Origin of the sequence: Kitasatospora sp. NPDC059599 (assembly GCF_042735125.1) — a bacterium.
Classification (GTDB): Bacteria; Actinomycetota; Actinomycetes; order Streptomycetales; family Streptomycetaceae; genus Kitasatospora.
Window position 1 is genome coordinate 32,592 of record NZ_JBHWCL010000045.1, and the last position, 26,502, is coordinate 59,093.

Annotated in this window: 26 protein-coding genes and 1 riboswitch; of the genes, 7 read left to right on the plus strand and 19 right to left on the minus strand. The window is 73.3% G+C overall.

Going from position 1 to position 26,502, the window contains the following annotated elements; translation table 11 throughout:
* The first annotated feature begins 45 nt into the window (after nucleotides 1-45).
* Complete coding sequence (locus ACFV04_RS17910; protein ID WP_380530002.1) at nucleotides 46-1,083, plus strand: winged helix-turn-helix domain-containing protein; 1,038 nt, start codon at nucleotides 46-48, stop codon at nucleotides 1,081-1,083.
* Nucleotides 1,084-1,271: 188 nt separating this feature from the next.
* Here the strand turns inward: ACFV04_RS17910 and ACFV04_RS17915 are convergent, their stop codons facing one another.
* Both ACFV04_RS17915 and aceB read right to left on the minus strand, forming a co-directional pair.
* Entirely contained in the window at nucleotides 1,272-1,673 is a 402-nt protein-coding gene (locus ACFV04_RS17915) for a gamma-glutamylcyclotransferase (RefSeq protein WP_380530004.1), read from the minus strand.
* A 154-nt stretch (nucleotides 1,674-1,827) separates the two neighbouring features.
* Nucleotides 1,828-3,510, minus strand: a complete 1,683-nt coding sequence (gene aceB / locus ACFV04_RS17920) for a malate synthase A (protein ID WP_380530006.1) — start codon at nucleotides 3,508-3,510, stop codon at nucleotides 1,828-1,830.
* Nucleotides 3,511-3,663: 153 nt separating this feature from the next.
* Here aceB and ACFV04_RS17925 point away from each other — a divergent pair, with 153 nt between their 5' ends.
* Entirely contained in the window at nucleotides 3,664-4,509 is an 846-nt protein-coding gene (locus ACFV04_RS17925) for an IclR family transcriptional regulator (protein ID WP_380530007.1), read from the plus strand.
* A gap of 244 nt (nucleotides 4,510-4,753) precedes the next feature.
* On the plus strand, nucleotides 4,754-5,386 hold the full coding sequence (locus tag ACFV04_RS17930; protein WP_380530009.1) for a hypothetical protein: 633 nt from the start codon (nucleotides 4,754-4,756) through the stop codon (nucleotides 5,384-5,386).
* Nucleotides 5,387-5,470: 84 nt separating this feature from the next.
* Here the strand turns inward: ACFV04_RS17930 and ACFV04_RS17935 are convergent, their stop codons facing one another.
* On the minus strand, nucleotides 5,471-6,796 hold the full coding sequence (locus ACFV04_RS17935; protein WP_380530011.1) for a hypothetical protein: 1,326 nt from the start codon (nucleotides 6,794-6,796) through the stop codon (nucleotides 5,471-5,473).
* A 2-nt stretch (nucleotides 6,797-6,798) separates the two neighbouring features.
* A riboswitch (cyclic di-AMP (ydaO/yuaA leader) is annotated at nucleotides 6,799-6,962 on the minus strand.
* A gap of 488 nt (nucleotides 6,963-7,450) precedes the next feature.
* Here ACFV04_RS17935 and ACFV04_RS17940 point away from each other — a divergent pair.
* Nucleotides 7,451-7,780, plus strand: a complete 330-nt coding sequence (locus tag ACFV04_RS17940; RefSeq protein WP_380340199.1) for a MoaF N-terminal domain-containing protein — start codon at nucleotides 7,451-7,453, stop codon at nucleotides 7,778-7,780.
* 102 nt (nucleotides 7,781-7,882) lie between these two features.
* Here the strand turns inward: ACFV04_RS17940 and ACFV04_RS17945 are convergent, their stop codons facing one another.
* Together ACFV04_RS17945 and ACFV04_RS17950 are read right to left on the minus strand one after the other, a co-directional pair.
* Nucleotides 7,883-9,025: an alpha/beta hydrolase gene (locus ACFV04_RS17945; RefSeq protein ID WP_380340197.1), complete on the minus strand. Its 1,143-nt coding sequence runs from the start codon at nucleotides 9,023-9,025 to the stop codon at nucleotides 7,883-7,885.
* Between the two features lie 331 nt (nucleotides 9,026-9,356).
* Nucleotides 9,357-9,977, minus strand: a complete 621-nt coding sequence (locus ACFV04_RS17950) for a TetR family transcriptional regulator (RefSeq protein WP_380340194.1) — start codon at nucleotides 9,975-9,977, stop codon at nucleotides 9,357-9,359.
* 141 nt (nucleotides 9,978-10,118) lie between these two features.
* Here ACFV04_RS17950 and ACFV04_RS17955 point away from each other — a divergent pair, with 141 nt between their 5' ends.
* On the plus strand, nucleotides 10,119-10,883 hold the full coding sequence (locus ACFV04_RS17955) for an SDR family NAD(P)-dependent oxidoreductase (RefSeq protein ID WP_380340191.1): 765 nt from the start codon (nucleotides 10,119-10,121) through the stop codon (nucleotides 10,881-10,883).
* A 151-nt stretch (nucleotides 10,884-11,034) separates the two neighbouring features.
* Here the strand turns inward: ACFV04_RS17955 and ACFV04_RS17960 are convergent, their stop codons facing one another.
* From ACFV04_RS17960 to ACFV04_RS17990, 7 genes are all read right to left on the minus strand, one after another.
* Nucleotides 11,035-11,505, minus strand: a complete 471-nt coding sequence (locus ACFV04_RS17960) for a GNAT family N-acetyltransferase (RefSeq protein WP_380530014.1) — start codon at nucleotides 11,503-11,505, stop codon at nucleotides 11,035-11,037.
* Nucleotides 11,506-11,545: 40 nt separating this feature from the next.
* Nucleotides 11,546-12,220 carry a Pr6Pr family membrane protein gene (locus ACFV04_RS17965; RefSeq protein WP_380530016.1) on the minus strand — a complete coding sequence of 225 codons (675 nt, stop codon included), beginning with the start codon at nucleotides 12,218-12,220 and terminating at the stop codon, nucleotides 11,546-11,548.
* A gap of 214 nt (nucleotides 12,221-12,434) precedes the next feature.
* On the minus strand, nucleotides 12,435-13,391 hold the full coding sequence (locus ACFV04_RS17970) for a phosphotriesterase (protein WP_380530018.1): 957 nt from the start codon (nucleotides 13,389-13,391) through the stop codon (nucleotides 12,435-12,437).
* Nucleotides 13,388-13,873, minus strand: a complete 486-nt coding sequence (locus tag ACFV04_RS17975; protein WP_380530020.1) for a carboxymuconolactone decarboxylase family protein — start codon at nucleotides 13,871-13,873, stop codon at nucleotides 13,388-13,390. Before ACFV04_RS17975 ends, ACFV04_RS17970 begins: the two co-directional genes overlap by 4 nt.
* A gap of 17 nt (nucleotides 13,874-13,890) precedes the next feature.
* Complete coding sequence (locus ACFV04_RS17980; protein ID WP_380530021.1) at nucleotides 13,891-14,478, minus strand: DUF4865 family protein; 588 nt, start codon at nucleotides 14,476-14,478, stop codon at nucleotides 13,891-13,893.
* 162 nt (nucleotides 14,479-14,640) lie between these two features.
* Nucleotides 14,641-15,207: a TetR/AcrR family transcriptional regulator gene (locus ACFV04_RS17985; RefSeq protein ID WP_380530023.1), complete on the minus strand. Its 567-nt coding sequence runs from the start codon at nucleotides 15,205-15,207 to the stop codon at nucleotides 14,641-14,643.
* A 362-nt stretch (nucleotides 15,208-15,569) separates the two neighbouring features.
* Entirely contained in the window at nucleotides 15,570-16,589 is a 1,020-nt protein-coding gene (locus ACFV04_RS17990) for an LLM class flavin-dependent oxidoreductase (RefSeq protein ID WP_380530025.1), read from the minus strand.
* A 501-nt stretch (nucleotides 16,590-17,090) separates the two neighbouring features.
* On the opposite strand from ACFV04_RS17990, the gene ACFV04_RS17995 reads away from it, so the two are divergent.
* Entirely contained in the window at nucleotides 17,091-18,083 is a 993-nt protein-coding gene (locus ACFV04_RS17995; protein ID WP_380530026.1) for an aldo/keto reductase, read from the plus strand.
* Nucleotides 18,084-18,243: 160 nt separating this feature from the next.
* On the opposite strand, the gene ACFV04_RS18000 is transcribed toward ACFV04_RS17995, so the two are convergent.
* The 6 genes from ACFV04_RS18000 to ACFV04_RS18025 all read right to left on the minus strand — a co-directional run bounded on the left by ACFV04_RS18000 (nucleotide 18,244) and on the right by ACFV04_RS18025 (nucleotide 24,392).
* Complete coding sequence (locus tag ACFV04_RS18000) at nucleotides 18,244-19,320, minus strand: LLM class flavin-dependent oxidoreductase (RefSeq protein WP_380530028.1); 1,077 nt, start codon at nucleotides 19,318-19,320, stop codon at nucleotides 18,244-18,246.
* Between the two features lie 3 nt (nucleotides 19,321-19,323).
* The gene (locus ACFV04_RS18005; RefSeq protein WP_380340163.1) at nucleotides 19,324-20,229 is read right to left on the minus strand and encodes an ABC transporter substrate-binding protein; all 906 of its coding nucleotides are present in this window, start codon (nucleotides 20,227-20,229) and stop codon (nucleotides 19,324-19,326) included.
* A gap of 90 nt (nucleotides 20,230-20,319) precedes the next feature.
* Nucleotides 20,320-21,150: an ABC transporter ATP-binding protein gene (locus ACFV04_RS18010; protein WP_380530030.1), complete on the minus strand. Its 831-nt coding sequence runs from the start codon at nucleotides 21,148-21,150 to the stop codon at nucleotides 20,320-20,322.
* Nucleotides 21,147-21,989, minus strand: a complete 843-nt coding sequence (locus ACFV04_RS18015; RefSeq protein ID WP_380530031.1) for an ABC transporter permease — start codon at nucleotides 21,987-21,989, stop codon at nucleotides 21,147-21,149. The genes ACFV04_RS18010 and ACFV04_RS18015 overlap by 4 nt, the downstream gene beginning before the upstream one ends.
* A gap of 140 nt (nucleotides 21,990-22,129) precedes the next feature.
* Nucleotides 22,130-23,158 carry an NrtA/SsuA/CpmA family ABC transporter substrate-binding protein gene (locus ACFV04_RS18020; protein ID WP_380530033.1) on the minus strand — a complete coding sequence of 343 codons (1,029 nt, stop codon included), beginning with the start codon at nucleotides 23,156-23,158 and terminating at the stop codon, nucleotides 22,130-22,132.
* 142 nt (nucleotides 23,159-23,300) lie between these two features.
* The gene (locus ACFV04_RS18025; RefSeq protein WP_380530035.1) at nucleotides 23,301-24,392 is read right to left on the minus strand and encodes an ABC transporter substrate-binding protein; all 1,092 of its coding nucleotides are present in this window, start codon (nucleotides 24,390-24,392) and stop codon (nucleotides 23,301-23,303) included.
* A gap of 556 nt (nucleotides 24,393-24,948) precedes the next feature.
* Here ACFV04_RS18025 and ACFV04_RS18030 point away from each other — a divergent pair.
* On the plus strand, nucleotides 24,949-25,731 hold the full coding sequence (locus ACFV04_RS18030; protein WP_380530036.1) for an IclR family transcriptional regulator: 783 nt from the start codon (nucleotides 24,949-24,951) through the stop codon (nucleotides 25,729-25,731).
* Between the two features lie 91 nt (nucleotides 25,732-25,822).
* On the opposite strand, the gene ACFV04_RS18035 is transcribed toward ACFV04_RS18030, so the two are convergent.
* Nucleotides 25,823-26,497: a winged helix-turn-helix domain-containing protein gene (locus ACFV04_RS18035; RefSeq protein WP_380530039.1), complete on the minus strand. Its 675-nt coding sequence runs from the start codon at nucleotides 26,495-26,497 to the stop codon at nucleotides 25,823-25,825.
* Nucleotides 26,498-26,502 lie beyond the last annotated feature (5 nt).

Below are 26,502 nucleotides of genomic sequence, written 5' to 3' on the forward strand. Positions count from 1 at the left end.
CACCGGTGTTTTGCGATCGGCGGAATTCCTTTACCGTTACGGTCAATGTTCGAGTTCCACCTGGGCGTCGACGACCTCGCCGCCACCTGGTTCGGCTACTCCGCCCTGCAGGAGGCGGTGTTGAGCCTGCGCGCCCGCCGCTCGCCCACCCGCTACCCCGAGCAGCAGCCGTGGATCGCCCGCTGGCAGGACCGCTACGAGAGGCTGGACACCGCGCTGCTGGAGTCGATGATCGCGCCCGTCGGCTTCGTGCCGGACTTCCTCACGCCGCGCCCGCTCGGCCCCCGCCCGGACTTCGCGGCCGAGGTGGCGCGACTGGCAGCCACCCCCGCGGAGGTGGTGCGGTCCGACGTGCTGGAGGCGTACCGCGGCGGCGGGAAGCCGAGCCCGCTGCCACCGGTGCTGGCCGCGCTGATCGATCACCCGGAGGCACTGGCCGCCCGGGCGGCCCAGGCACTGGACGCCTACTGGACGCACTGCCTCGCCCCTGCCTGGTGGCCGCGCGCCCGATCGGTACTGGAGGCGGACATCGCCTACCGCGGGCGGATGCTCTCCGAACGCGGGGCGGAGGGGCTGTTCGCGGACCTCGACGCCAGGCTGACCTGGCACGCCGGGGTGCTGCGGCTCGTCGACCCGAACCCGGCCGTCAAGGCGGTGGGCACCACGGTGGACGTCGCCGGGCGGGGGCTGGTGCTGATCCCGACCCTGTTCGGGCTGGGCGCGCAGACCGACGTCACCCAGGCGGGGCCGCCGCTGGTCTGCTACCCGGCGCGCGGCAGGGCGACCATGGCCGAGGGACTGGGCACGCAGCAGCCGACGCGGGCGGACGCGGCGCTGCAGGGACTCATCGGGGCACCACGGGCGCGACTGCTGACGATGCTGGCGACGCCGGCGAGCACCACGGAACTGGCACAGCGGCTCGGGGTCACCCCGGGCGCGGTCAGCCGCCACCTCGGCGCGCTCGCGGCGGCGGGGCTGCTGGAGCGCAACCGGCACGGCCGCCGGGTGCTGTACGGGCGCAGCCCGCTGGGCGACGGGCTGGTGGCAGGCGCCGTCGCACCGCGGCCGTCGGCCGTCGGCTGACGGCCAGGGTGAGGGCCGGCGGCTGACGGCTGACGGCTGACGGCTTTCAGCGAACAGATGACAGATGACAGATGACAGATGACAGATGACGAACGTTGTCAGCTGCCATTCGTTCGCCGTCACCTGTTCGCCCGCCGGCGCGATCCCCGCGCCTCGGGCCTCGGGCCTCAGGCCTCGGGCCTCAGGCCTCAGGCCTCGCGCCCGATCGTCGCGAGGTAGGCGCGCCAGCCGCCGTGGTGGGTGATCTCGCGGTGGACGCCGCGCTCGACCTCGCCCCGGGCGAGCAGCATGGAGAAGCACGCGGAGCCGTCCTCCAACGTGATCACGCCCAGCTCCAGCTCACGCGGCTCACCGGGCAGGACGACGTCCCGCAACCGCTCCAGGCTGATGTCGTAGAGCTCGCCCTCGATGGCGGTGTCGACGGCCGGGTCGGGCAGCAGCCCCGGGCAGACGTCCGTGCCGCCGCTGTGGTCGATGGAGAAGAAGCGGTAGCCGGGGGCGGTCCGGACGGGCCCGATCAGCGCGTCGGCGACCTTGGCGTGGAACGGGCCGCCGACCATCGCCTGGCCGTTGAAGAAGATGCGCGGCATGGGTGAACTCCTCAGGGGGAAAAGGCCGTTCCGTACGGCGACGAGAGGACAGGTGGATTCGTCGCCGTACGGAACGGAGTAACGGGCCGCCGGAGTGCTACAGCCCGGCAGGCGCCTGCGGTGGCGACGGCGGCGGCGGCGGACCAGGTTGGGCTCAGTCCAGCAGGGGCAGCGCGGGGAGGGTCAGGAAGTCCGCGAACTCCTCGGCCAGGGCGACCTGTTCGAAGAGCCGGGCGGCCTCGCGCCAGCGGCCGGTGCTGTAGGTCTCCTCACCCAGTTCGGCGAGGAGTTCGGCCAGTTCGGTGGCGACCAGGGTGCGGACCAGCTCGGCGGTGGCCTTCTCACCGGTGTCGGCGAGCACCACCCCGTTGTGGATCCACTGCCAGATCTGCGAGCGGGAGATCTCGGCGGTGGCGGCGTCCTCCATCATGTTGAAGATGCCGACCGCCCCCATTCCGCGCAGCCACGCCTCGATGTAGCGGATGCCGACCTGGACGGCGTTGTGCAGCCCCGCGTGGGTGCAGGTGCCGCCGGCGCCGGCGATGTCGAGCAGCTGGGCGGGGGTGACCGGCTCGGACGGACCGGGGTCGTCCTTCTGGTCGGTCCGCTCGCCGAGCACCGCGTCGAAGGAGGCCCGGGCGACCGGCACCAGGTCGGGGTGGGCGACCCAGGAACCGTCGAAGCCGTTGCCGGCCTCACGGTCCTTGTCGGCCTTGACCTTCTCCAGCGCGGCCGCGTTGACCTCGGGGTCCTTGCGGCTGGGGATGAACGCGGCCATGCCGCCGATCGCGTGCGCGCCGCGCTTGTGGCAGGTCTGCACCAGCAGCCGGGTGTAGGCGGCCATGAACGGCGAGGCCATGGTGACGCTGTTGCGGTCCGGCAGGATGTAGTGCGCGCCGGCGTCGCGGAAGTTCTTGACGATCGAGAACAGGTAGTCCCAGCGCCCGGCGTTGAGGCCGGCCGCGTGGTCGCGCAGCTCGTAGAGGATCTCGTCCATCTCGAAGGCGGCGGTGATGGTCTCGATCAGGACGGTGGCCCGGACGGTGCCGTACGGGATGCCGAGTTCGGCCTGGGCGTGGGTGAACACGTCGTTCCAGAGCCGGGCTTCGAGGTGGCTCTCGGTCTTCGGCAGGTAGAAGTAGGGCCCGGAGTTGGGGTCCTCGGCGCCCTTGGCGAGCAGCCGGGCGGCGTTGTGGAAGAAGTAGAGGCCGAAGTCGAGGAAGGCACCGGCGACCGGGGTGCCGTCGACGAGCAGGTGGTTCTCGTCCAGGTGCCAGCCGCGCGGGCGGACCACGACGGTGGCGAGTTCGGCGGCGGGCTTGAGGGTGTAGCCCTTGCCGGCCGCCGTGGTGAAGTCGATCCGGCCTTCGAAGGCGTCGATCAGGTTGATCTGGCCGCTGACCACGTTCTCCCAGGTCGGGGAGGTGGCGTCCTCGAAGTCGGCGAGCCAGATCCGCGCCCCGGAGTTGAGGGCGTTGATGACCATCTTGCGGTCGGTGGGACCGGTGATCTCGACCCGGCGGTCCTGGAGGGCGCGGGGCGCCTCGGCGACCTTCCAGTCACCGGCCCGGACGTCGGCGGTCCCGGGGAGGAAGTCCAGCGTGCCGGCTGCCGCGATCTCGGCGCGGCGGGCCTTCCGCCTGGCCAGGAGTTCCTGCCGTCGCCCCTCGAAGGCCCGGTGGAGGCCGACGACGAAGGCGACCGCCTCCGGAGTGAGCACCTCCTCCGCCCGGTGGACGCGCGGACCGGCGACGGTGACGACCGGAGCGGTAGGAGAGGAGGCGGTTGGCGGTACCCCCGGCCGGAGGCTGGGGGAGGACCCCTGATCTGCAGCCATGAGCAGGACACTCCTAAGACGGTTGAGCCTGGCGAAGGGAACTCCGGTGGGAGCCCCCTCGGGAACTTCCTCGATCGATACCCACCTGTCGGCGAGCTCGATTCTGTAAGGTGGAGACTAGTTTCCGCGATACAGAATTTCAACGGTTTGTTGATGAGGTCGCCGGGACTCTACTCCTCCCCGACAGCGAAGGGAACGCCGGTGGTTGCGACCCCCGACACAGCATCGACGACGGGCGCCGACCGCGCGAGCGGCGGCGTGCAGTCCGTCGAGCGCGCCTTCCAACTCCTGGAGGCACTGGCCGACTCGGGCGGCGTGGCCACGCTCAGCGAACTCTCCACCAGTTCCGGCCTCCCGATGCCGACCATCCACCGACTGGTTCGTACCCTCGTCCAGCAGGGCTATGTCCGCCAGGACACCGCCCGCCGCTACACCCTCGGCCCCCGACTGATCCGCCTCGGCGAGACCGCCGGCCGGCTCCTCGGCAGCTGGGCCCGCCCCTACCTGGCCGAACTCATGGAGGCCACCGGCGAGACCGCCAACCTGGCGGTGCTGGAGGGCGGCGAGGTGGTCTACGTCGGCCAGGTGCAGTCACGCCGCTCGATGCGGATGTTCACCGAGGTCGGCCGGCGGGTGCAGCCGCACTGCACCGGCGTCGGCAAGGCCCTGCTCGCCCAGCTGCCCGAGGAGGAGGCCCGCGCCGTCCTCGGCCCCAACCCGCTGGCGGCGCACACCGAGTACACGGTCACCGACCTGCAGGAGCTGCTGCGCCAGCTCGCCGAGGCACGCGAACGCGGCTACGTGGTCGACGACCAGGAGCAGGAGATCGGCGTCCGCTGCATCGCACTCGCCGTCCCGGGCGCGCCGACGCCCACCGCGCTCTCGGTCTCCGGCCCGGAGGCCCGCATCCGGGCCCTGGAGGAGCAGGCCGGAGCCGCCTCGCTGGTCCCGGTGATGCAGCAGATCGCGACCCGGCTCGGGCAGGTCCTCGCCCCCTGACGCCCCCTCAACCCGCCTGCATTCCACGCCGATCCGGGACAGCCGTGGATCCGGACAGCCGTGGATCCCCGCAGCCGCCGGTGTCCTCCGTTCGGGCGCACGACGGGCGGGTTGCCACTCTCGCCCGACGGCGGCTCGGCCACCCTGGTGCGGACGCGGCCCGCGACGGCGCGGGCTGCCGGAGCACGGGAGCAGGGTGAGCGGCATGGAGCACCGGGAAGTGCGCGGCAGCACACGGAGCGGCGTGAGGAAGCGGAGGTCCGGCACTGCCGGACTGGTCGCGGCGGTGACGGCGGGCTGCGCGGTGGCCGTCCTGGGCTCCGGCCCGTCCTGGGCGCTGCAGCAGCGGCCGGAGCCGCGGCCCGCGGTCGACGTCGCGGCGCCGGGCACGTCCGGGGTGTCCACCCTGCCGGCCCTGGTCCCGGCGCCGGGCGCGCCCGAGGCGTCCACCCTGCCGGCCGTGGTCGCCGCGCCGTCCCACTCCCACCTGGAGGTGGTCCGGCTCGACCCGGATCCGGCGGTGCCCGGCGGCACGACGACGATCCACGCCTTCGTCGCCGACTACGGCCCGGACACCACCGCGTCCCCGTTCACGGTCACCGTCACCCTTCCGGAAGGGGTGACCGCGGAGGGCCCGTACTTCCCCGAGGACTGCCAGGTCGTGGCGCTCGGCCGGCAGGTCAGCTGCGTGTTCGGTCCCGGCCTGAAGGAGGGGCGCAGCGCGACGGCCCTCGTCCCGGTCCGGCTCTCCCCCGCTGTGCCGCTCGGGCTCCTGGAGGGCGGGTCGGTCGCGGTGCGCAGCGCGGACGACCCGTTCGGGAAGAACCACCGGCAGCCGTACGAGATCAAGGTCGTCGAGACGTCCGGCGACGCCTGAGCCGCGGTGTCCCACCGGGCACCGGGCGCCGGCGAGCGGCTGCCGGCCTCCGGCGCCCGGTGGGACGGTCCTACGGGTTACCCGTCAGCGGTAGACGCGGACGTAGTCCGCCGCCATGGTGATCGGGGCGGTGCCCTGCGGCGCGGGGTGGTACTGCCCCGCGCTCAGGGAGAGGTTGAGGATCAGGTACGCCGACCAGTTGGCGCCGACGCCCTTGCCGTCCGAGAAGACCTTGACGCCGTTGACGTACCAGTCCACCGAGTTGGCGCCGTAGTAGGTACCGATGGTGACCCACTGGTCCTTCGCGATCGCGCTCGCGTCGGTGTAGTACGTGCCGTTGCCGGGGTTGACGTGGTTGGTCAGCTCCAGCAGGTTCGGGTTGTCGGGGTGGTACTCGAAGGAGTCGACCTCCCCGTTGCCGTTCTTCCAGGTCCACAGGGCCGGCCAGGCGCCGGTGCCGGCGGGCAGCTTGACCCGGGTCTCGGCGTAGTCGCCGGTCTTGACCTGGAAGCCCTCGCTGGAGCCCTCGGTGGTCAGGAAGCCGGTGTTCCAGGACTGCTTGCCGTTCTCCAGGGCCGGGCCGCCGGGGGTGGCGGTGAAGGTGGCGACCCCGTTGGCGACGCTGACGTTGTTCTTGTTCAGCCAGTCCAGCTTGTTGTCGTCCGGGTTGTGGTTCCCGTACTTGTAGGCGGTGCTCTTGTCGCCGACCCAGCGCTGGCCCCAGGAGATCGAGCCGTTGAACTCGTCGGACCAGGTCAGCGACTTGCCGGCGACCGGGGACGACGGGGCCGGGGACGACGGGGCCGGGGACGACGGGGCCGAGGTGGACGGTGCCGGGGCGGTCGGGGTGGCGGTGGCGCTCGGAGTGGGGGTGGCGCTCGGGGAAGGGGCGGCCGTCGGCTTCGGGGTGGCCGTCGGCGCCGGGGTCGGCGCGGTGGTGCCGGTGGCCGAGACCACCAGCTGCTGCGCGGGCAGGTTGTGCCAGGCACCGGCCACGTCCTGCCAGAAGCCGAACTGGCTGTACGTGCCGGCGGGCAGGGTGCGGGCGCCGCTGGTGAAGTTCACGCCGCTCGGGCAGATCTGCACGTTGGAGGCGTTGCCGGGGAAGTCCAGGTTGGTGCCGCCCGCGTCGCGCACACCCACCCCCACCGTCTTCGCGGTGAAGCAGGCCGAGGAGTGCAGGCTCAACGAGGCGGTGGAGGCCTTGCCCGCGACCATGGCGGCGGGGGCGAGGCGGTCCTGGGTGACGGTCGGCGCGGTGGCGGCCTGGGCACCGGCGACGGACGGCAGTCCGAGCAGGCCGGCGCCGCTGATCGCGAGCGCCCCGGTGGCGGCGAAGGCGGCGTTGCGACCGCGGCGGGAGGGACGGGCGTGGCGCGGCGCGCTGCGCCGGGCGGCAGGCTGGGGCATGGGCGACCTCTGCGACGCCTGCGAGGTGAGCTGTCGGGTTCGGGCTGCAGTTGCCCGGCCGCCCGTGGCGCGGCTTCACCCCTAGCCTCGACCCGTGTGCGCGAGCGCACGGGCCGGGCGCCGACCTTGGTTCCCCCGCTCCCGTCCGCTGTGGTGCTCGGTGACCCGCCGGCGGGTGGACGGGACTCGGCGTCCCGGCGGCGGGGTCCGCGACGGCGGACGACCGTTGCAGGCTAGGCAGGCCGTACGTGAACGGACAACTCCCCCGGGCCGGTTGTCGCGCAGGTCACAGCGGTGTCGATCAACGACGCTGCGTGGCGGCCGAGTTGATCAATATTCCTGCCCGGCGGGATGATCCGCAGATGACCTGCGGGGCGCCCGGCCCGACGCCGGGGGCGGGGCGGCTCGGACAGGGCGGCTCGGACGGGCCGGTCGGGCGAGCTGGGCGCCGACTCGGGTGTGGCGCCCGGCGCCCGGGTGAGCTCCGAGCCCCGGCCCCCGGGCCCCGGACCCCGGGCCCCGGCCGGCGGCGCGTCGGTGATCCCGACCGCGGCAAAGATCTGACCGAGTGCACCCGGTCGGATAAATTGGAGTTCCGAGATGTTCCGCCGTGCACAAGACCGCCTCCACCACGAAACGAGGAGCCGCCCCACCATGACCGCGTCCCCGCCCGCCTTCGCCGGCCGTACCTACGTCTTCCGGGCCGACACCGGCGCGGCCTTCCGCAACACCTACTCGGCCGACGGCACGCGGCTGCGCTGGGAGGGTCTCGGCGAGTCCGCGGGCCAGTGGGAGGACGTGCGGCTGCACGTCGCCGAGGTCGCACCGGAGATCTACTTCGTCAGCTGGACGGAGCAGAGCGGGATCACCGTCAGCCACGTGATGGACCTCAACAAGCTGACGGTGCGGGCCTTCTGGACCTTCGAGGGCGAGGGCGGCCGGGTCGGGCAGTTGCACACCGGGACGCTGGAGCGGGTGGCCTGAGCCGCGCGACGACCGCGTGACGACCGAACCCCCGGAGCCCATGGGCTCCGGGGGTTCGGGGGTTCGGTGGTTCGGCGGTTCGGCGGTTCGGCGGTTCGGCCGTCAGGCGGTCGGGTTCGGCACCCTGAGGTGCTGGGACAGCCACTCCAGCGAGGACGGCAGCAGCGCGCTCCAGGTCTCGAAGTTGTGGCCGCCGTTCTCGAGCATGCTGTAGGAGACCTTCATCGGGCTCCGCACCGACTCGACGAAGGCCTCGGTCTCCCGCCGGTAGTCGCCGTCGCCCCGCTTGGTGCCGGCCAGCAGCACGGACACGTTCGGCTGCGGCAGGTTCTTCAGCCGCCACATCAGGTTGGCCTCGTCGCGGCGCTGCTTGCTGCCGCCGAACAGGTCACCGGTGGTCGGGTCGTCGGCGGCGTCGTAGTAGGCGGAGAGTGCGACGGCCGTCGGGAAGACGTCCGGGTGGCGCATGGCCAGCTTGAGCGCGCAGTAGCCGCCGGTCGAGTTGCCCATGAAGGCCCAGGCCTGCGGGTCGGAGGAGACCCGGAAGCTGGCCTGGATCGCCGAGGGCACGTCCTTGGTGAAGTACGTGTCGGACTGCGGCCCGTTCGGGACGTCCTCGCACTCGGTGTCCTGCGGCAGAGCGGGCGAGGGGCGCACCAGGACCATGACGGTCGGCTGCATCCGGCCCTCCTGCAGCAGCTTGAGCGCCGCACCCGGGTAGTTGAACCGGGTGATCAGGTTCTCGGCGATCCCGGGGAAGCCGGTGCTGACGATCACGGCGGGGAACTGCTTCTGCGCGTACTCCGGCTGGAAGTACTGCGGGGGCAGGTAGACGTAGCCCTCGGTGGAGAGCCGGCTGACCGCGCCGTCGATCCGGACCTTGCGGATCTCGCCCGACTGGCCGGGCTCGCGACCCATCGCGCCGCCGCCCTTGACCGAGGCGTGGCCGATCGTCTCCACCAGGAGCCGTCCGGAGGCGTCCGCCTTGTTGTGGATCACCACCGGGCCGGTGTCCCCGGTGCCCAGCAGGTCGTCCCAACTGCTGTAGAAGGCGAAGTAGCTGTTCGCCACCAGCCCGAGCGCCGCGAGGACGGCGAGCTGGGAGGCGAGCAGCGCACCGATCCGGCCCAACACCGCCTGCCAGGTCTTCCCCGCCAGTCTCGGCCAAAGCCAGACCGTTCCCCCCATCACCACGACGGCGATCAATACGGTCAGCGCCAGCACCTTGTGGCTCGTCAGACCCATGTCCTACTTGCTCCCACGCCTCGAACTCCAGCCCCCTCCGCTGGGGACATCCGAGGAGTCGACCCCGGTTCCCCCCACCGGGGCGCGAAGATCAACCCTAACGCCAGCTGGGAGCCCGCTGATGACAGCTGGGAGGTCACGGGGAGCGGATGCCCGGTTTCGGGTGACAGAGTTCAACCGACAGATTTCAGCTGACAAATTTCGACATCTGTCATCTGTCATCCGCCGGCTGAAGCACGCACACCGAACTCCTCCGCCCCAGGACCCGTCCCCGCCCACCGGCGACCCGAGGACGGACGAGCCGCCGACCGTCGACCGCCACCCGCCGGGCTCAGGACAGGCGCTCCCAGAGCCGTAGCCCCGCCGTGAGTTCACGCATGCAGCGGGCGCCCAGGTCGCGCGGGGAGCCCGGTCCGGTGGCGGGGGCGCCGGAGGCGGCCCACTGTTCCAGGGCGACCCGGATCGCCGCGGTCGCGGCGGCGGCGGCCAGCCGGATCTCCAGCGGATCCGCGCCCGCGGGGCACCGCTCGGCGAGGACGGCGCGCAGCCGCACCTCCGAGTCGGCGTGGACACGCTGCCAGGTTCCTTCCAGCTGCGGGTCTCGCAGCAGGCTGCGGGTCCACCGCATCATCTCGGCCCCCGCCTCGTCGGCCGGCGTCAGCGATGCGACCGCCGCGCTCTCCAGCGCCTCGCGCAGCGGCAGGTCGGCCGGACTGTCGGCGAGCCGCTCGACCCACTGCCGCCCGCCCGCCGCGAGCAGCGGGGCGACGGCGTCCTCCTTGACGGAGAAGTACCGGTAGAAGGTCCGCAGCGAGATGCCTGCGGCGAGGGCGATCTCCTCGGCGGTGGTGGCCTCCGCGCCCTTCTCGGCGAAGAGCGCGGCGGCGGTGCGGGCGATCTCCAGCCGGGTGGCGTCACGGCGGCGCTGGTTCAGGGTCGGGCGTCCGGTCACGGGGTCAGCCTACGCGGGGTGGTGCCACAGTGGCACGCTGCGCATGAGTGGCACGACAAGACTTATTGGCACAACGTGCCACATGGGCGTACCGTGCCTCCCGAGGTCGAGAGACCACGCACGAACGAACGGAGTACCACCATGGAGCGCTTCAGCGGGCGGAACGTCCTGATCACCGGCGGCGGCTCGGGCATCGGCCGGGCCACCGTGCACCGGATCCTCGCCGAGGGCGGGAAGGTCGTCGCCGTCGACGTCAACGAGGACGGCCTGAAGGAGACCCTCGACCGCGCAACCGCCGACGGCACCGCGGAGCGCCTGACCGTCCGGGTCCTGGACATCTCCGACGAGGCCGCCGTCGTCGCGGGCGTCGCCGGTGCGATCGCCGACCTGGGCGGACTCGACGTCCTGGTCAACGCGGCCGGCATCCTGCGGTCCTCGCACACCCACGGGACCACCCTGGAGTTCTGGAACAAGCTCCTCGCGGTGAACCTGACCGGCACCTTCCTGATGACCCGCGAGGCGCTCCCCGCGCTCCTCGCCGGCGGCAACGGCGTGGTCGTCAACTTCAGCTCCACCTCCGCGAGCTTCGCCCACCCCTACATGGCCGCGTACGCCGCGACCAAGGGCGGCATCCAGTCCTTCACCCACGCCATCGCCTCGGAGTACTCCCGACAGGGCCTGCGCGCGGTCTGCGTGGCGCCGGGCAGCATCGACAGCGGCATGACCAACGATCCCGGTCTCCCCGCCGACGCCGACCTCGGCCTGCTCGCCAAGCTCTCCCCCGCCCTCGGCCAGGGCTTCGCGGGCCCGGAGACGGTGGCCGGCGTGATCGCCATGCTCGCCTCCGACGACGGCGCCTTCGTCACCGGCACCGAGCTGCGCATCGACGGCGGCACCCACATGTGACCGCCCGTCGCGGCCCGCAACGCCGGGGCCCGTGCCGTCCCCCGTTACGGCACAGGCCCCGGTACGGCAAGGGCCGCGTACGGCACAGGCCGCGCAGGGCACGGGCCGCGTACGGCACAGGCCGCGCAGGGCACGGTCCCGGCCGCGTCACTCAGCGGAGGGGCTTGGACAGGACGACCTCCCGTGCGGCTTCCCCCGCGGACACGACCGGGGCGAAGCCGTGGCGGCGGTACAGGGCGAACGCGGGGGTGTTGCCGGGGAGCACGGCGAGACGGAGGGTGGTGCCGCCGGTGACGCGGGCCCAGCGCTCGACCTCCTCGATCAGGCGGTCCGCGACACCCCGGCCGCGCGCCTTCGGGGCGACCCACAGCGAGCGCAACTCCCGTACGCCGTCGGGAGATCCGCGCAGGCCGCCGACGAGGCCGACGGGGTCCTCGTCCAGGAAGGCGGCGACGTGATGGGCACCCGGGAGGTGGAGGCGGTCGCGCCAGCGCTGCTCACCACCCCGGTGCCATTCGGCGAGCCCGTGTGTGAAGGCGTTCGGCGCCTCGGTCAGGGCGGCGAGGCGCAGGTCGCGCCAGAGCGGCCAGTCGGCGGACGTCAGGGTTCGGAGCGTGGGCATGACCCCACCGTAGGACGCGCCGCAGGGCCGCCGTCGGCTGTCAGCCCGTTCCGGCCCGGGCGTGGCGCCCCCTCGGGACCGCACCGCTGCGCACGTCCCGACGGGTGGCGAGGGCGTTGCCCACCGCGGCGACGGCCGCCCCCACCAGGATGACGGTCACCGTCATCAGGAAGCCGGCCCCGGCCACCCGGCGGTAGCCGCCGTGCCGCCCGGGATCGAGGAAGGTGTACGGGTACCAGTCGACGGCGTGGCCGCGCAGCAGTGCGTACACCAGGTACAGCAGCGGGAAGGCCAGCCAGCCGAGCACCGCGGCCGGGCGCACGCGCCGGGCGGGCGGGTCGACCAGCCAGTCGGCGAGCACCAGGAGCGGCATCACCCGGTGCAGGACGTCGTCCACCCACGGGATCACCAGTTGGTCCGGGTAGCTCGCGAGGTACGTGCCGTAGAACAGCCCGGTGATCACCAGGTAGAGCACGACCGCCCCGCGCACCTCGTCCGGCACCGGGCGGCGGCCGGTCAGGCCCGCCCAGCCGCCGTAGCCCAGGACCGCGACACCGGCGAGGTCGCTGAGGACGGTGAAGTAGCTGAAGTAGTTCACCACCCCGGTGGGGCCGCTCGCCGCTCGGTAACCGGAGAAGCAGAGGGCGACGGCGACGAAGGCCGCGACCGCGAGCCGGGCGGGGGCGAGCCACGGGTGGGCCGGGGGTGCGGGCATCGACGGGTCCGCCTCTCTGGGGGAGCCCCTCATCCGGCAGGAGGGCTACTCGGATTCAAACCCGGGTGGGAGCAGTCGGCCACAGGAGCGGGATCGGTTCGGGCGGTGGCGCTTCGGGCCGGGGCGCTTCGGGCGGTGGCGCTTCAGGCGGTGGCGGTTCAGGCGGTGGCGGTTCGGGTGGACGCGGCCCGCGCGGAGGCCGGACCTTCGGGGCTCACGGGGAGCGCCAGTCCGCGGCGAAGGCGGCCGCCGGGTTGGTGGTGAGGAGGAGTTCGGGCAGCTCGGGGCCGAAGGCCCGGGCCAGTCGCGGGGCGAGGTCGGTGAGCAGCCGGGTCGGGCCGCCGGCCTGCCGGGCGGTGCGCGTGGTGGTGTCGGCGCCCAGGAGTACCTGGGTGGCATGGCCCGCTTCGACCAGGTCGGCGATGACCTCGAAGGCCTGGAGGTCGGCCGGGTGACCGGCCCGGGAGGGGCTGTCCAGCGCGAGGCGGACGCCCTCGGCGGCGAGGCCGCGGTACACGGAGCGGTCGGGGAAGCGGGTGAGGTGCCCGAGGATGATCCGGTCCGGCCGGACGCCGTTGCGGCCGCTGAGCCGGCCCAGGACCTCGTACGGATCGCCGTCGGGTTCGAGGTGGACCGCGATCGGAGCACCGGTGGCGTGGTGCGCCTCGGCGGCCGCGGCCATCGTCCGGCGGGTGTGCGGGGTGGTGCGGCCCGCGTCGTCCGCGACCTTGATCAGCCCGGCCCGTACGGCCCGGGGTGTGCCGTGGGCACCCGGCAGGCCCGTGGCACCCGGCAGGTGCGCCGTTCCCGGCAGACCCGTGGTGAGCTCGGTGACGAAGCGTTCGGCGAGGTCGTCGGGGGCGGGATCGGTGCCCGGTCCGTAGTGCACCGCCTGGTGCGTGCCGGTGGCGGCGACGACGTGGACGCCGGTCGCGCGGGAGAGGGCGGCCAGGGAGTCCGCGCCCCGGCCCATCCCGAACGGGGTCCACTGGACGAGGGCGCTGCCGCCCGCGGCCGCGTAGGCGCGCAGGACGTCCTCGGCGGCGGCCGGGTCGTCCAGCTCCTGCCCGGGGAGCAGCGGGCTGCGGATGAAGAGGTGGTCGTGGGAGTCGGTGACGCCCAGTTCGGCGGGGTCGAGGTCGCCGAGGACGGTGCGGACGGTGCGGCTCATGCCTGCTCCTCGGTAACGCCGGTGGCGGTGGCTGCGGTCGCTGCGGTGGCTGCGGCAACGGTGGTGGCTGCGGTCGCTGCGGTGGCATCGGCGATGGTGGCGGTCGCGACGCGCAGACCGGCCAGGGCCTTGGGGACGCCGACGTACGGGGCGAGGTGCACCATGACCTCGGTGATCTCCTCCCTGGTCATCCCGATCCGCAGGCTGTAGCGGACGTGGTCGGCGAGCTGCGGTTCCACGCCGCCGAGGGCGGTGAGGGCGGCCAGGTTGGCGATCTGGCGGTCGCGCAGGGCGAGGCCGGGGCGCTGGTAGGTGCCGCCGAAGAGGCTGGTGACGATCCAGTCCGGGAACCCGGGGGCGAGGGCGTCCAGGCCGCCGAGGACGGTCGCGGCGGCCGGGCCTGCGAGGTCGCCGAGCAGGGCGTACCCGGCTTCGCGGTCGAGCGGGGCCGGGGTGAGGTCGGGCGGCGGGGCGGAGGTCATCGGGACGGCTGGTCCTTTCACCAGTGGCGGCCGGCCGGCAGCCGGTCGAGTTCGGGGCGGGAGAGGTGGAGCACCCGGTAGCGGGTGCCGGCCGCCTCCTCCGGTGCCCGGCCGTGCCAGAGGGCGATGGTGAGCAGTTCCCACCGGCTCGGATCGACGGCCACGGCGGCGGTGTGCAGGGCCGGGTGCACGGGGAGTTCGGCGAGCGCCCGCTCGACGGCCTCGGCCGGATCGGCGGTCTCCGGCAGCCGTACGGTGTGGCGGGTGGCGGTGGTCGGGGCGGTCCCCGCCGTTCCGGTCACGGTGCCGCCGACGAGGCCCGCTCCGAGCCAGTGGCGGACGACGGGACGGCCGAAGTCGGCGCTCAGACTCCGGAAGCCCGGACCCCAGAGGAAGCCGTTCATGCCCTCGGCGGTGCGCCAGAGGTAGAACGGCGCGTACTGGTTGACCGGCGCACCCTGGTGGCCGCGCTCCCTGATCAGGTACGCCTTGAGGCCGAGGCCCGGGTGGGCGTCGAGCAGGTGGCCCTTGTCGGCGACGCGCTTGCGGATGATGCCCATGTCGTAGTCGGCGGGGAGGGTGATCTCGTACTGCATGGCGTGCACGGCGGGGCTCCTCGGGATCGGTGGGGCGGCGTCGGGCTGTGCCGGGCGGCGTCGGGCTGTGCCGGCGGCGGGGGCCGTGGGTGGGGTCCGGTGCGGTCCGCACCCACGGCCTGGCCGACCTGCGCGTCCGGTCCGACCTGCGCGTCCGGTCCGTCCTGTTCCTCAGGCCGCCCGGTGTGCCGCGAGCAGGCCGAGGGCGCCACGGACGGCGCGTTCGAAGGGCTCGGTGCTGTCGGCGGCGCGGGCGAGGACGTAGCCGCCCTGGACGACGGCGACCACGGCGGCGGCGGTGTCGTCCGGGTCGAGGCCGGGGGCGAACTCGCCGTCGGCCCGGCCTTCGGCGACCAGTTCGGCGATCCGGCCGCGCAGCCAGTCGAAGGTCTCCTCGACGGGGGCGCGCAGCTGGGGGTCGGCGACCACGTCCGGGTCCTGGGCCATCCGGCCGATCCGGCAGCCGCGCAGGACGTCACGGTCGCGGCGCAGGTACGCGGCGATGCGGTCGTAGGCGCTGCCCGGGGCGGCGAGGTCGGCCTCGGCGATGCCCCGCATCTGCTCGGCGCTGCGGCGCAGGGCGGCGGCTGCGAGGTCGGGCTTGCCGGCGAAGTGGTGGTACATGCTGCCCTGGCCGACCCCGGAGCGCTGCTGGATGGCCTTGGGGCTGGTGCCGACGTAGCCGCGTTCCCAGAGGAGGGCCTGGGTGCTCTCGATGAGGCGGTCCTGGGTGCTCATGCAGATCACTGTACATACCAGTAGGTACAGAAGGCCAGTGGTCTTCCGGATCCCGTTGCCTTGAGACGCGCCCGGCGGCCGACGCGGACACGAGCCCGGGAGCAGTCAGGCAGGTGAGCAGGCGGGCAGGTGAGCAGGCGGTCAGCTGGGCCGGGGGCCGGGGCGTTCGACGGTCGCCCGGCCGACTGAGGGCCGTGCGCCGCCCCCCGGCGGCCACGGCCCCTCGACGGTTCGTCATCCCCCGCGCCGCCGAGCGGCATTCCGGCGCGATCGGTGGCGCGCGTCACGTCACGCACGGTTGTCGGCGTCACACCGCGTAGGGGGTGCACGGCGCGCTGCGCGGGCGGGCGACGGACCGGCCGTCACCGGAGTTCGCGCCGGATCACAGGAGCCACCTCACCCGCGAACAGCTCCAGTTGCTCGCGCTGCGCCCCCTCGGTGAGCGCGTCCACGCCGATACCGACCACCTCGTTGCCGAAGGCCTCGTGGTAGCGGTGGATCTTCTCGATCACCTGCTGCGGGCTGCCGACCAGCGCCGATCCGCGGTCCAGCGCGTCCTCCAGCGAGCCGAACGGGGAGTTGTTGTGACGGCCGGCTGCCGAGCCGAACAGGGCGTTCCAGTAGGGGCGGTAGCCCTCGACGGCGTCCTGCGAGCGCTTGGCGACGTACAGTCCGCCGAAGCCCGCGCCGACCCGGGCCCGCTCCGGATCGTGCCCGTAGTGCGCCCAGCGCTCGCGGTAGTGCTCGACCAGCGAACGGTACTTCTCCAGCGGGTGGAAGGAGTTCGCGGAGAAGAGCGGGTCGCCGTGACGGGCCGCGAGGTCGGTGGACTGCCGGCTGGTCGCGCTGCCGTGCCAGACCGGGATCGGGTTCTGCAGCGGGCGGGGCGACACGGTGGCATCGTCGAGCGGCGGGCGGGTCGAGCCCTTCCAGGTCACCTTCTCCTCGCGCCAGAGGCGGCGCAGGAGTTCGTAGTTCTCCGCCAGTGCCTGCCACTGACGCTCCTCGGGGAGACCGAACAGGCCGAAGTGGCGCGGGTCGTTGCCCTTGCCGATGATCAATTCGACGCGGCCGCCCGAGAGTTGGTCGAGCATGGCGTAGTCCTCGGCGACCCGGACCGGGTCGAGGATGCTGAGCACCGTCACCGTGGTGAACAGCCGGATGGTGGAGGTGCGGGCGGCGACGGCGCTCAGCAGGACGGGCGGCGCCGGGGAGAGGAAGGGCTCGCCATGTCGCTCCCCCACTCCGTAGCCGTCGTAGCCAAGCTGCTCGGCGAGGACCGCCTGGTCGATCACGTTGCGCAGCTTCTGCTGTGGGGTGCGCCGGACCCCGGTGACGGGGTCGGGGGCGTTGGCGACGAGGGACGACACGGTGAACCGCACGGTGATCTCCTTGGGGCGCTCGGGGCGGGCCGGAGGGCCCGGGGCTCGCGGGGAGGAGGCCGGTGAGCCGCGCGGAGCGCAGGGGCGTGAGGCGGTGGCCGGGCTGCGCTCGCACGGGCGGCACCGACGGAATCGCTGACGGGGGTCGGGACCGGGAACCCGGGGCCCGCGGACCGCTCGGGCGTGGCGTCAGCGCCGGGTGCTGCTGCGGGGGCGACAACAACAGCGGGGTACGGCGCGCGCCACGGACACGGCGCGCGCCACGGGCACGGCGTGCGATACACGGACGGCACGTGTCGGTGGCCCGGACTGCGCCGGCAGCCCCGACTGCACCGCGGGCGAGCCGGGAGCAACGGGCACGGCGGACCCGGCGGACACGCCCCGGACTGCCATCACGCCTCCCCCCACCCCGCACGCACACGATCCTCCGCAAGCGTAGGCACCGGCCAAGGAACGGGGCAAGGGCTTGATCCGCCGGTGCCGACTGGCAGGATGTCCGGCATGAGCTACCTCGCCGCGGATGACCGCTATGCCTCGATGACCTACCGGAAGGCCGGCCGCAGTGGCGTCCAGCTGCCCGCCGTCTCGCTCGGGCTCTGGCACAACTTCGGTGACGCCCAGCCGCTGGAGGTGCAGCGGGCGGTGCTGCGCCGCGCCTTCGACCGGGGCGTCACGCACTTCGACCTGGCGAACAACTACGGCCCCCCGTACGGCAGTGCCGAGCGCAACTTCGGCTACCTGTTCGCCCAGGACTTCCGGCCGTACCGGGACGAGCTGTTCATCGCCACCAAGGCCGGCTGGGACATGTGGCCCGGCCCGTACGGCAACGGCGGCAGCCGCAAGTACCTGCTGGCGAGCCTCGACCAGTCGCTCGACCGGATGGGGCTGGACTACGTCGACGTCTTCTACTCGCACCGCTACGACCCGGACACCCCGGTCGAGGAGACGATGGGGGCGCTGGACACCGCGGTGCGCTCGGGCCGGGCGCTGTACGCCGCGATCTCCAACTACCCGGCGGAGCAGCACCGGGAGGCGGTGGGGATCCTGCGCGAGCTGGGGACGCCGGTGCTGATGAACCAGTCGGCGTACTCGATCCTCGACCGGCACGTCGAGGAGGCCGGCGTGCTGGACGCGGTGGGCGACACCCAGACCAGCCTGATCGCCTACTCGCCGCTCGCCCAGGGACTGTTGACGGACCGCTACCTCTCCGGCGACGTGCCGGCGGGCTCCCGGATGTCGGTCGGGAAGTTCCTGACCGAGGAGGCGCTCACCGGGCCGAAGCTGGAGCAGCTGCGGGCACTGAACAAGATCGCCGAGGAGCGCGGGCAGACGCTGGCGCAGCTGGCGCTGAGCTGGGTGCTCCGGGACCCGCGGGTGGTGTCGGTGATCATCGGTGCGAGCAGTGTGGCCCAGCTGGACCAGAACCTCGACGCACTGGCCGGCGGGCCGCTGACGGCGGAGCAGCTGGCAGAGATCGACCGACTGAGCCGGTGAGCTGCTGATTCACCAGGCTGTGTCGACGTGACAGATGACAGCTGACAGATTTCGAAATCTGTCAGCTGTCGTCTGTCGTCTGTCAGCTGTCGTCTGTCAGCTGTCGTCTGTCAGCTGTCGGCTGTGATCCGTCAGCTGTCGGCCGACATCCGTCGGCCCATCAGCTCCGGCCGATGCCCAAGCCGGGCAGAACCGTTTCTGCAACCCGGTGGGCCTCCTCCAGCAGCGGGTTCCCCGAGAGGATGAAGGTGTCGACGCCCAGCGCCTCGAACTCCTGCAGCCGCTCGATCACCTGGGCGGTCGAGCCCACCACCGCCGTTCCGGGACCGGGCCGGAACAGGCTCATCCCCGGCCACAGGTTGGGGTGGGCCTCCAGCTCCCGCGCCCGGGCCGGCACCCTGCCACCGTGCTGGCGGAACTGCCGCTGCCAGCCGACCCCGTCCTCCCCCGTCGCGTCGCCCAGTCGGCGCGCGTACGTCGCCTCGCTCGTGACGTTCAGCAGCCGGTCGGCCGCCGCCCAGGCCTCGTCCTCGGTGTCCCGCACGATCAGGTGCAGCCGCAGCCCGATCCGCAGGGTCCGGCCGTGCGCGGCGGCACGCTCGCGCACGAGGTCCAGCTTCTCCTTCAGCAGGTGCGGCGGCTCGCCCCAGGTCAGGTACACGTCCACGTGCTCGGCGGCCATCTCGATCCCGGCCGCCGAACTGCCGCCGAACCAGAGCGGGATGCCACCGGGCTGCTCCGGGATCAGCTCGCGCAGGCTCGCGCCGGCGTTCTTCAGGTCGTAGAACTCGCCCTTGTGGTCGAAGACCTCACCGGCCGTGAGGCGCTTGACGATCGACCAGTACTCACCGCTGAGCCGGTACCGGTCGTCGTGCTCGACGTCCAGGCCGTACTCGCGCAGCTGCGCGGTCGAGCCGTTGACCACGTTGAAGCGCAGCCGGCCGCCGTGCAGCCGGTCGAAGCTGAGCGCCATCTTGGCCAGCAGGGTGGGCGAGATCAGCCCGGGGTGAACGGCCAGCAGCGGCTTGAAGGCCGGGGTGGTGGCCGCCGCGAGCGCGCTGCCGAGCGTCCAGACGTCGTGGAGGTCGGTCGCCAGCAGGGCACCCGTGTAGCCCAACCGCTCCACACTGCCGGCGAGTTGCTGCAGGTAACGCAGGTCCACCGGGCGGCGGCCGGCCGGCTCCCAGGGGTAGTGACCCTCGCGCGGGATGATGTACCAGAGGACTTCGGAGGGCACGCGTCAGACCGCCTTCGCGAGCGCGGCGGCCACCGGGGCCTCCAGGGCGGGCAGGTGGGCGTCGGCTACGGTCAGCGCGCGGTCGATGAAGCCCACCGTGCGGAAGATGTCCGCGGCCTCCTGCTGCTCGGCGACGAACCCGGCGGTGGCGGGCTCCAGTCGCCACGGCAGTGCGGCCAGCGCCGTCCGCCAGTCGGCGACCGTGCCGCCCAGTTCCCCGGCCGCGATCGCGGCGGCCTCGGCCGGGTGCGCGGCCGCCCAGGCGTCCGCGCGGCGCAGCGCGCCTGTGATCGCGGCGACCACCTCGGGACGCCCGGTCGCGAACTCGCGCCGGGTGAAGAACACCGAGCGGTCGGTGATGACGTCACCGGTGCGGATCAGCTCGCGGAGGTCCCCGCTGCGCCGGGCGGCGGCGAGTTCGGCGCCCTGCGCGATCCAGCCGGCGATCTCGCCCTCGCGCAGCCTCCGGGCCTGGTCCTCACCCGCCGCCGGGCGCACCGCGGTGACGTCCCCGCCGTACGTCAGCCCCTGCCCGTGCAGGGCCTTGGCGAGCAGGTGGGTCTGCCAGGAGCCGACGCCGAGGACGACGGTGCCGCCCCTGAGGTCCGCGACCGTCCGGACCGGGCCCGCGGCCGACACCAGCAGGGCGCCGTGGTCCGGGCGCGGCGCGGACACCGCCGCGTAGACCAGGTCGTGGCCGGCCGCCTGTGCGGTGATCGGCGGGGTGGAGCCGGTGCCTCCGAAGTCGATGGTGCCGTCGGCGAGCAGTGCGCCGGTGCGGGTGCCGTCGGCGTAGTGGTGGAAGGCACCGGTCTCGCCGAGCGGCGCCAGTTCCTCGTCCAGGTAGGGGAGCCGGGCGAGGTAGTAGAGCGAGGGGTTGCTTGCGTGGACGCCGAGGGTGACGGTCATCTGTTCAACTCCGGTGGTACGGGCTCGGTTCGGCCGGGGAGGTCGACGGGAGCGGGGAGGTCGGGTGACGGGAGCGGGGAGGTCGGGTGGTCAGTGGACGCCGAGGTCGGCCAGCAGCCGTCGGCGCAGTTCGGCGAAGGCCGGGTCGGCGGGGTCGCGCGGGCGGTCGACGGCCACCGCCTCGTCCCGGGCCACCAGACCGTCGCGCAGGACCACGACACGGTCGGCGAGCCGGACGGCCTCGTCCACGTCATGGGTGACCAGGAGCACGGCCGGGCGGTGGCGGCGGACCAGGTCGCCGACGAGGTCCTGCATGCGCAGCCGGGTGAGCGCGTCCAGGGCGGCGAACGGCTCGTCCAGCAGCAGGAGTCGGGGCTCACGGACGAGCGCCCTGGCGAGTGCGACGCGCTGCGCCTCGCCGCCCGAGAGGGTGGCCGGCCAGGCGTCGGCGTGCCCGTCCAGACCGACCTCTGCGAGCGCCTTCAGCCCGGTGCCCCGGGTCTCGGCGCCGCGCGGCAGACCGACCGTGACGTTGGCCAACACCCGCTTGGACGGGACGAGTCGGGGCTCCTGGAACACCACCGTACGGGCCGGAGGGACGAGCACCGTACCCTCGTCGGCCTGGTCGAGCGCGCCGAGGATGCGCAGCAGCGTGGTCTTCCCGGTGCCGCTGGCGCCCAGAAGTGCGACGAACTCGCCGCGGGCGATGGAGAGGTCGACTCCGTCGAGGACCGCCCGGGTGCCGAACACCCGGCGCAGGCCGCACAGATGGACCGCCGGGACGGCCTCCCCGGACGCGCCGACTGCGGGTGCGCCGTCGGGCGTGGCGGCGGGTGCGGAGACGGGTGCGCCGTCGGCCGTGGCGGCGGGTGCGCCGTCGGCCGTGGCGGCGGACGTCGTACGGGCTGCGGTCACGGTCATCGGGCTGCCCCCTGGACGGCCTGGCGCCACGGCATCAGCACCCGCTCCAGGACCCGGACGATGCCGTCCGCGGTGAGGCCGAGCACCCCGTAGACCAGGATGCAGACGGCGAGGACGTCGGTGCGGGAGTAGTTCTGGGCCTGGGCCATCAAGTACCCGATCCCCTCGGTGGAGTTGATCTCCTCTGCAGCGATCAGGGCGATCACGCTGAGCGTCATGGACAGGCGCAGCCCGGAGAGCAGGGACGGCAGCGCGCCGGGCAACACGACCGTCCGGACGATCGCCCAGCGGCCGAGGCCGAAACTGCGCATCGCCTCGACCAGTTTGCGATCCGTACTGCGGACCCCACCGGAGGCGGACACGTACATCGGAAAGCTGGTGGCGACGGCGATCAGGGCGACCTTCGCGGTCTCGGTGATGCCGAACCACACCATGAACAACGGGACGAGCGCCAGGAACGGTACGGTGCGCAGGACTTGGACGGCTGAGTCGAGCAACTCCTCTCCGAGTCGGGTGAATCCGGTGATCACCCCGAGCACCAGACCGGCGGACGCCCCGAAGAGCAGGCCGAGTCCGGCCCGGGTGAGGGAGACCGCCAGGGCGTCGGCCAACTGGCCGTTGCTCCACAACTCCCCCACCGCTTCCGCGACCTGGGCCGGCGAGGCGAGCACGTCCTGGGTCAGCGCGCCGGTGGCGGAGGCGAGTGCCCAACCTCCGAGCAGGGCCAGCGGACCGAGCGCGCGCAGGGTGGCGGCGAGCGCCCGCGGGCGGGGCCGGTGCCGTCTGCCGCGCGGGGCAACCAGGCCGGCGTCCAGTGCGGCCCGGGTGTCGCCGGGCACGTTTCCCGGCGCACCGCCGGATGCGGGTCCGGCTGCGGGCGAGGCTGGGGACCCGGCTGCGGGCGAGGCGGGGGAGCCGGTTGCGGGCCCGGCTTCGGGTCCGCCTGCGCGGCCGGCGGCCACGTCCGATGCTGCGGTGGTCACTTGGCACCGTCCCCGAGCGTGTCGATGTCGATCAGGTACGGCTTGACGTCCACGAGCTGCTTGGTGACCTTCTGCTCGGCGAAGAACCGGGCGACCGTGCCGAACCGGACGGTGTCCGCGTCGGAGATGGCGTCGGCCGGGGCGCTCTGCTTGCCGACGTTCACCGCGACGTCCTTCTCCGCGGGGGTGACGGCGGTGGGGCCGGAGTCGGTGAAGACGTTGAGGTAGGCGGCCGGATCGGCCTTCTCCTTCCGGCCGTTCTCACGCAGGTAGGCGTAGAAGGCCCTGACCACCCCGGGGTGCTTGTCGGCGAAGCCGTTGCGCACGGCCCAGACGGCGTAGTTGTCGGAGCCCACCTCCCGGCCGTTGACCAGGAAGTGCGCGCCGGCGTTCGCGACGGCGGGCGTCGAGAAGGTGTTCCAGGTCGCCCAGGCGTCCACCTGGCCGGAGTTGAACACGCCGGAGGTCTGGTCGGCCCGCAGGTAGACCCGCTCCACCTTGTCCGCGGGGACGCCGTTCTCGGCCAACGCCTTGAGCAGCAGGTACTCACTGGTTCCGCCCTGGGAGACGGCGACCTTCCGGCCCACCAGGTCCCGGACGGACGTGACGGGCGAGCCGTTCTTCACCAGGATCCCCTCGCCGACGCCGTCGGGCGCGGTCTGGGCGAACAGCTTGAAGCCGGGCTTCTGGGCGAGCGCGGCCACGGCCGAGGTGATCGAGCCCTGGGCGACGTCCAGTTGGTCGGCGGAGAGGGCCTGGGCGGCAGGAGCGAAGGGACCGGCGCTGCCGGTCCAGGCGACCTTGGCGTGGACGGCGGCCAAGGCCCGGTCCAGCGAGCCGTCCTTCTTGCCCAGGGCGAGGAACCCGTTGTTCCCCGGGTCGGGCAGGCGGAGCACCACATCGGCATTGCCGTCGGCCCCTCCACCGGCGGAGGCCTCGGTGCCGCCGGCGGACGAGCCGCAGGCGGCCAGGGTGGTGGAGGCGAGCAGCGCGGTGGCGGCGAGGGCCAGGCGGTGGGTCTTCACGGGGATCTCCAATGGGGTACCGGATGACAACTGACAACTTTCGAAATCTGTTATCTGAAAGCTGTTATCTGAAAGCTGAAAGTCGACATCTGAAAGTCGTTCGCCGAAGGCGGTTCACTGAAAGCCGTTCACTGAGGGCCGTTCACTGAAGGCCGGCGGCGCGGGCGGGGACGTCGAGGGGACCGCGGAGGCCCGCCGCCACGCCCGCCCGCCGCCGCCGGTCGAGCAGCTCACGGGCCGCGCGCAGCGGTTCCGGGTCCGCCCACGCCTGGACGTCCACCGGCGCGACGAGGAAGCCCCGTTCCCGCAGGAAGCGTTCCTGCAGTGCCAACAGCTCCAGCCGTTCCGCCGACAGGTCCAGGTGCAGGGTGCGGTGGCTGCCCGCCGCGTAGGCCCCGGCGACGCCCTCGGCGCCGGCCCCGGTCTCGGCCCGGAGGATCCGGGCCACCTCCGCCGGCCGCTCGGCCGCCCAGTCGGCGGCCTCCAGCAGGACGGCGAGGAAGCGAGCGACCAGCTCGGGGTGTTCGTCGAGCAGACGCTGGTGGACGGTGACCGGCCGGGGCGTCCCGTTGTTGACCCTGGCCCGACGGTCCGGCGCCGCATCCAACTCCACGGCCACCTCCGCGCCGATCCGGCGGGCCGCCTCGACGGCGAGCGCCCCCTTCACGTACACCGCGTCGACCGTGCCGTCCCGCAGCGCGGCCAGTTCGGCCGACCACTGCCCACCGCCGGGCACGGCCGGGACGTCGACGGGTACGGCGTCGTCGAGGGTGAGTCCGGCGAGCGCGAGGGCGCCGCGGAAGCCGGCCAGGGCCATGGCCCGCCAGAAGTCGATGCCTATTCCATGATGTGGGAGAGCCAGCCGCAGCCCGCGCAACTGTCCGGGCCCGGTGATGCCGCTGCCGGCCCGGACCAGGACCACCTGGCGCTCCTCGATCCAGGTGAGGCCGATCAGCCGGGTCGCCGCACCCCGTGAACGGGCCCACAGCGCGGGCACGTTGCCGCCCTCCCGGAAGAGGCCGGTGAGCGCGTGCGTGTAGTGGTGGTCGGCGGCCTCCTCGGGCGGGGCGTCCTGGAGCGAGCGGACGGCGATCCCGTCGGCGGCGAACTCACGGGCGAGCCACCCCCGGTCGGCGGCGATCCCGGTCGCGGTGGGCACCGGGCAGCGGGTGAACCACAGGGTGTCGGGAAGGGCGGAGGGACCGGTGGAGGGGCCGGTGGAACGACTGGACACGGGGCTTGGTCCTCTACGAAGGTCATGGAGGCGAGGAGAGCGAGGCAGGCACGGCAGGCACGGCAGCCAACGGAAGCGATCGGCAGACTCCGACGGCCGCCGAAAGGGAGCGGATCCGGGCACGCCCCCGGCGAGCGCGCCGCCGGGAGGCGGAAGGATCGCGCACCGCGGGAACGGTGGTGGCGCGACGCAGAGTCGGCCGATCAACCGGTCAGCGGATCAGCCGGTCAGCGGATCACCGGGTCGACAGATCAGCCGGTCAGCGGATCAGCGACAACACGCACGGGAGGGGAGACACCGGCGGAACGTCACGGCACTGCTCCTTCCCGCGAGTCGGGCCATCCGCGCCGCCCGGTCCTTGGTGCCGTTCGGTGCGTTGCGAGGAGCGTTCCACGGCCGTCGATCCGGAATCAAGCCTTTGCCACATGGTGGGATCAGTTGTTCATCAATGCCATTCCATTGCAACGTCATCGACACGTTCCCGCAGCACCGGCTGCCCTACGCTGAGACTCCCTCCGGCGGTCCGACCGGAACCCGAACCGAAACGCGAGGTGTCATGGCCGAGGCCGCCACCGCCGTCCAGAACCCGCCGGCCGGTGCGCAGGCGGTCCAGCGCGCGCTGGGGTTGCTGCACTGCTTCCACGACAACGGCCCCGACCTGAGCGCCTCCGACCTGGCCCGCCGGATGGGCCTCTCGGTCTCCACCGCGCACCGGCTGGCCCGCACGCTGGTCAGCGCCGGGTTCCTGGAGCAGGACGGGCAGAACGCCCGCTACCGGCTCGGCCCGGCCGTCGCCGAACTCGGCCAACTCACCTTCCACCAGCGCGGACTGCACCTGGCCGCGCCCGAGCTGGAGCTGCTCTCCCGGCGCACCAAGGCGACGGCGGACCTCGCGATCCGCAGCGGCCCGCACGCGGTGATCCTGGTCGGCGGATCGGTCCGCCCCGACACCGGGCTGGGCCTGCGCCGCCCGCTGCACTCCACGGCGCTCGGCAAGGTCCTGCTGGCCTGGCCGCGCCCGGGCCGGGCGGCGACCTCGGCACTCGGTCCGCTACGCCCCTTCACCGACCGGACGATCACCGAACCAGCCGTCCTGGACGAGGAGTTGGCGAGGGTCCGGGTGGCCGGGTACGCCCTCAACGACGGCGAGTCGGCCGACGGGGTGCGGACGGTGGCCATCCCCGTCCTGGACGGCGCCGGGCAGGCCCGCTTCGCGCTCGCGGTCCGCTCGACCCCGGCGCACCTCACCGACGACCGGCTGGACTGGTTCCTGGGCCACGCCCGCACCTGCGCCGACGCCCTCTCCGTACTCCTGCTGCCACCCGGCCAGCGGGCCTGACGACTCGTCACTCGTCACACAATGCACAGCGGCCGGCCGCCCGCCCCTTCAGGGGGCACGGGCGACCGGCCACTGGAGTCGGCGGCAGCGATCAGACGACGGCCGGGGTGTACTTGTAGCCGACCCGGCGGACCGTCACGATCGTGTCGCGGTAGACGGATCCGAGCTTGCGGCGCAGCCGGGCCACGTGCACGTCGACCGTCCGGCCGTCCCCGACGTGGCCGTAACCCCAGACCGCGGAGACCAGGTGATCCCGGGTGTGCACCCGCTGCGGGTGCTCGGTGAGGTGGGCCAGCAGCTCGAACTCCAGGTAGGTGAGGTCGAGCAGCCGCCCGTCGACGTAGGCGTTGCGCCGCTCGGTATCGACGCTGATGCCGCGGCCCGCGGGACGCACCGGGCGGACACCCGCCTGGGCCTGGACGCCGGGCCCGGGCGGGGTCGGGGTGACGGGCACACCGGGCAGGCCCGGGTCCCCCGCCGCCGAGCTCTCGGCGGGCACCAGCACCAGGTACCCGACCAGCGGGCTCCCGTTCGCACCGAACTGCGTGCCGTACTGGGCGAGCAGCCCCTGCGGCAGCACGCCCTGCGGCAGGGCGGCGACGACGGCCGCCCCTTCCGGCAGCGCGGCGAGCAGCGCGAGCGGGGCCGGCGGGGCGACCGCACCCGGCTGCGGCGCGGGGGCCGCCGCGGCGGCCGGGGCGACCCCCGGGCGGGCCGGTCCGGCGTGCGGCGGACGGACGGCCGCTCCGGGCCACCGGTCGGCCACCGAAG

Coding starts and splice junctions, on each gene's coding strand:
- ACFV04_RS17970 (WP_380530018.1), bottom strand. CDS start 13,391: ATGAGCCGCACCGTCCGCACCGTCCTCGGCGACCTCGACCCCGCCGAA.
- ACFV04_RS17975 (WP_380530020.1), bottom strand. CDS start 13,873: ATGACCTCCGCCCCGCCGCCCGACCTCACCCCGGCCCCGCTCGACCGC.
- ACFV04_RS17915 (WP_380530004.1), bottom strand. CDS start 1,673: ATGCCGCGCATCTTCTTCAACGGCCAGGCGATGGTCGGCGGCCCGTTC.
- ACFV04_RS18010 (WP_380530030.1), bottom strand. CDS start 21,150: ATGACCGTGACCGCAGCCCGTACGACGTCCGCCGCCACGGCCGACGGC.
- ACFV04_RS18005 (WP_380340163.1), bottom strand. CDS start 20,229: ATGACCGTCACCCTCGGCGTCCACGCAAGCAACCCCTCGCTCTACTAC.
- ACFV04_RS17945 (WP_380340197.1), bottom strand. CDS start 9,025: ATGGGTCTGACGAGCCACAAGGTGCTGGCGCTGACCGTATTGATCGCC.
- ACFV04_RS17910 (WP_380530002.1), top strand. CDS start 46: ATGTTCGAGTTCCACCTGGGCGTCGACGACCTCGCCGCCACCTGGTTC.
- ACFV04_RS18030 (WP_380530036.1), top strand. CDS start 24,949: ATGGCCGAGGCCGCCACCGCCGTCCAGAACCCGCCGGCCGGTGCGCAG.
- ACFV04_RS17995 (WP_380530026.1), top strand. CDS start 17,091: ATGAGCTACCTCGCCGCGGATGACCGCTATGCCTCGATGACCTACCGG.
- ACFV04_RS17955 (WP_380340191.1), top strand. CDS start 10,119: ATGGAGCGCTTCAGCGGGCGGAACGTCCTGATCACCGGCGGCGGCTCG.
- ACFV04_RS17965 (WP_380530016.1), bottom strand. CDS start 12,220: ATGCCCGCACCCCCGGCCCACCCGTGGCTCGCCCCCGCCCGGCTCGCG.
- ACFV04_RS17925 (WP_380530007.1), top strand. CDS start 3,664: ATGAGGTCGCCGGGACTCTACTCCTCCCCGACAGCGAAGGGAACGCCG.
- ACFV04_RS17960 (WP_380530014.1), bottom strand. CDS start 11,505: ATGCCCACGCTCCGAACCCTGACGTCCGCCGACTGGCCGCTCTGGCGC.
- ACFV04_RS17985 (WP_380530023.1), bottom strand. CDS start 15,207: ATGAGCACCCAGGACCGCCTCATCGAGAGCACCCAGGCCCTCCTCTGG.
- ACFV04_RS17940 (WP_380340199.1), top strand. CDS start 7,451: ATGACCGCGTCCCCGCCCGCCTTCGCCGGCCGTACCTACGTCTTCCGG.
- ACFV04_RS17935 (WP_380530011.1), bottom strand. CDS start 6,796: ATGCCCCAGCCTGCCGCCCGGCGCAGCGCGCCGCGCCACGCCCGTCCC.
- aceB (WP_380530006.1), bottom strand. CDS start 3,510: ATGGCTGCAGATCAGGGGTCCTCCCCCAGCCTCCGGCCGGGGGTACCG.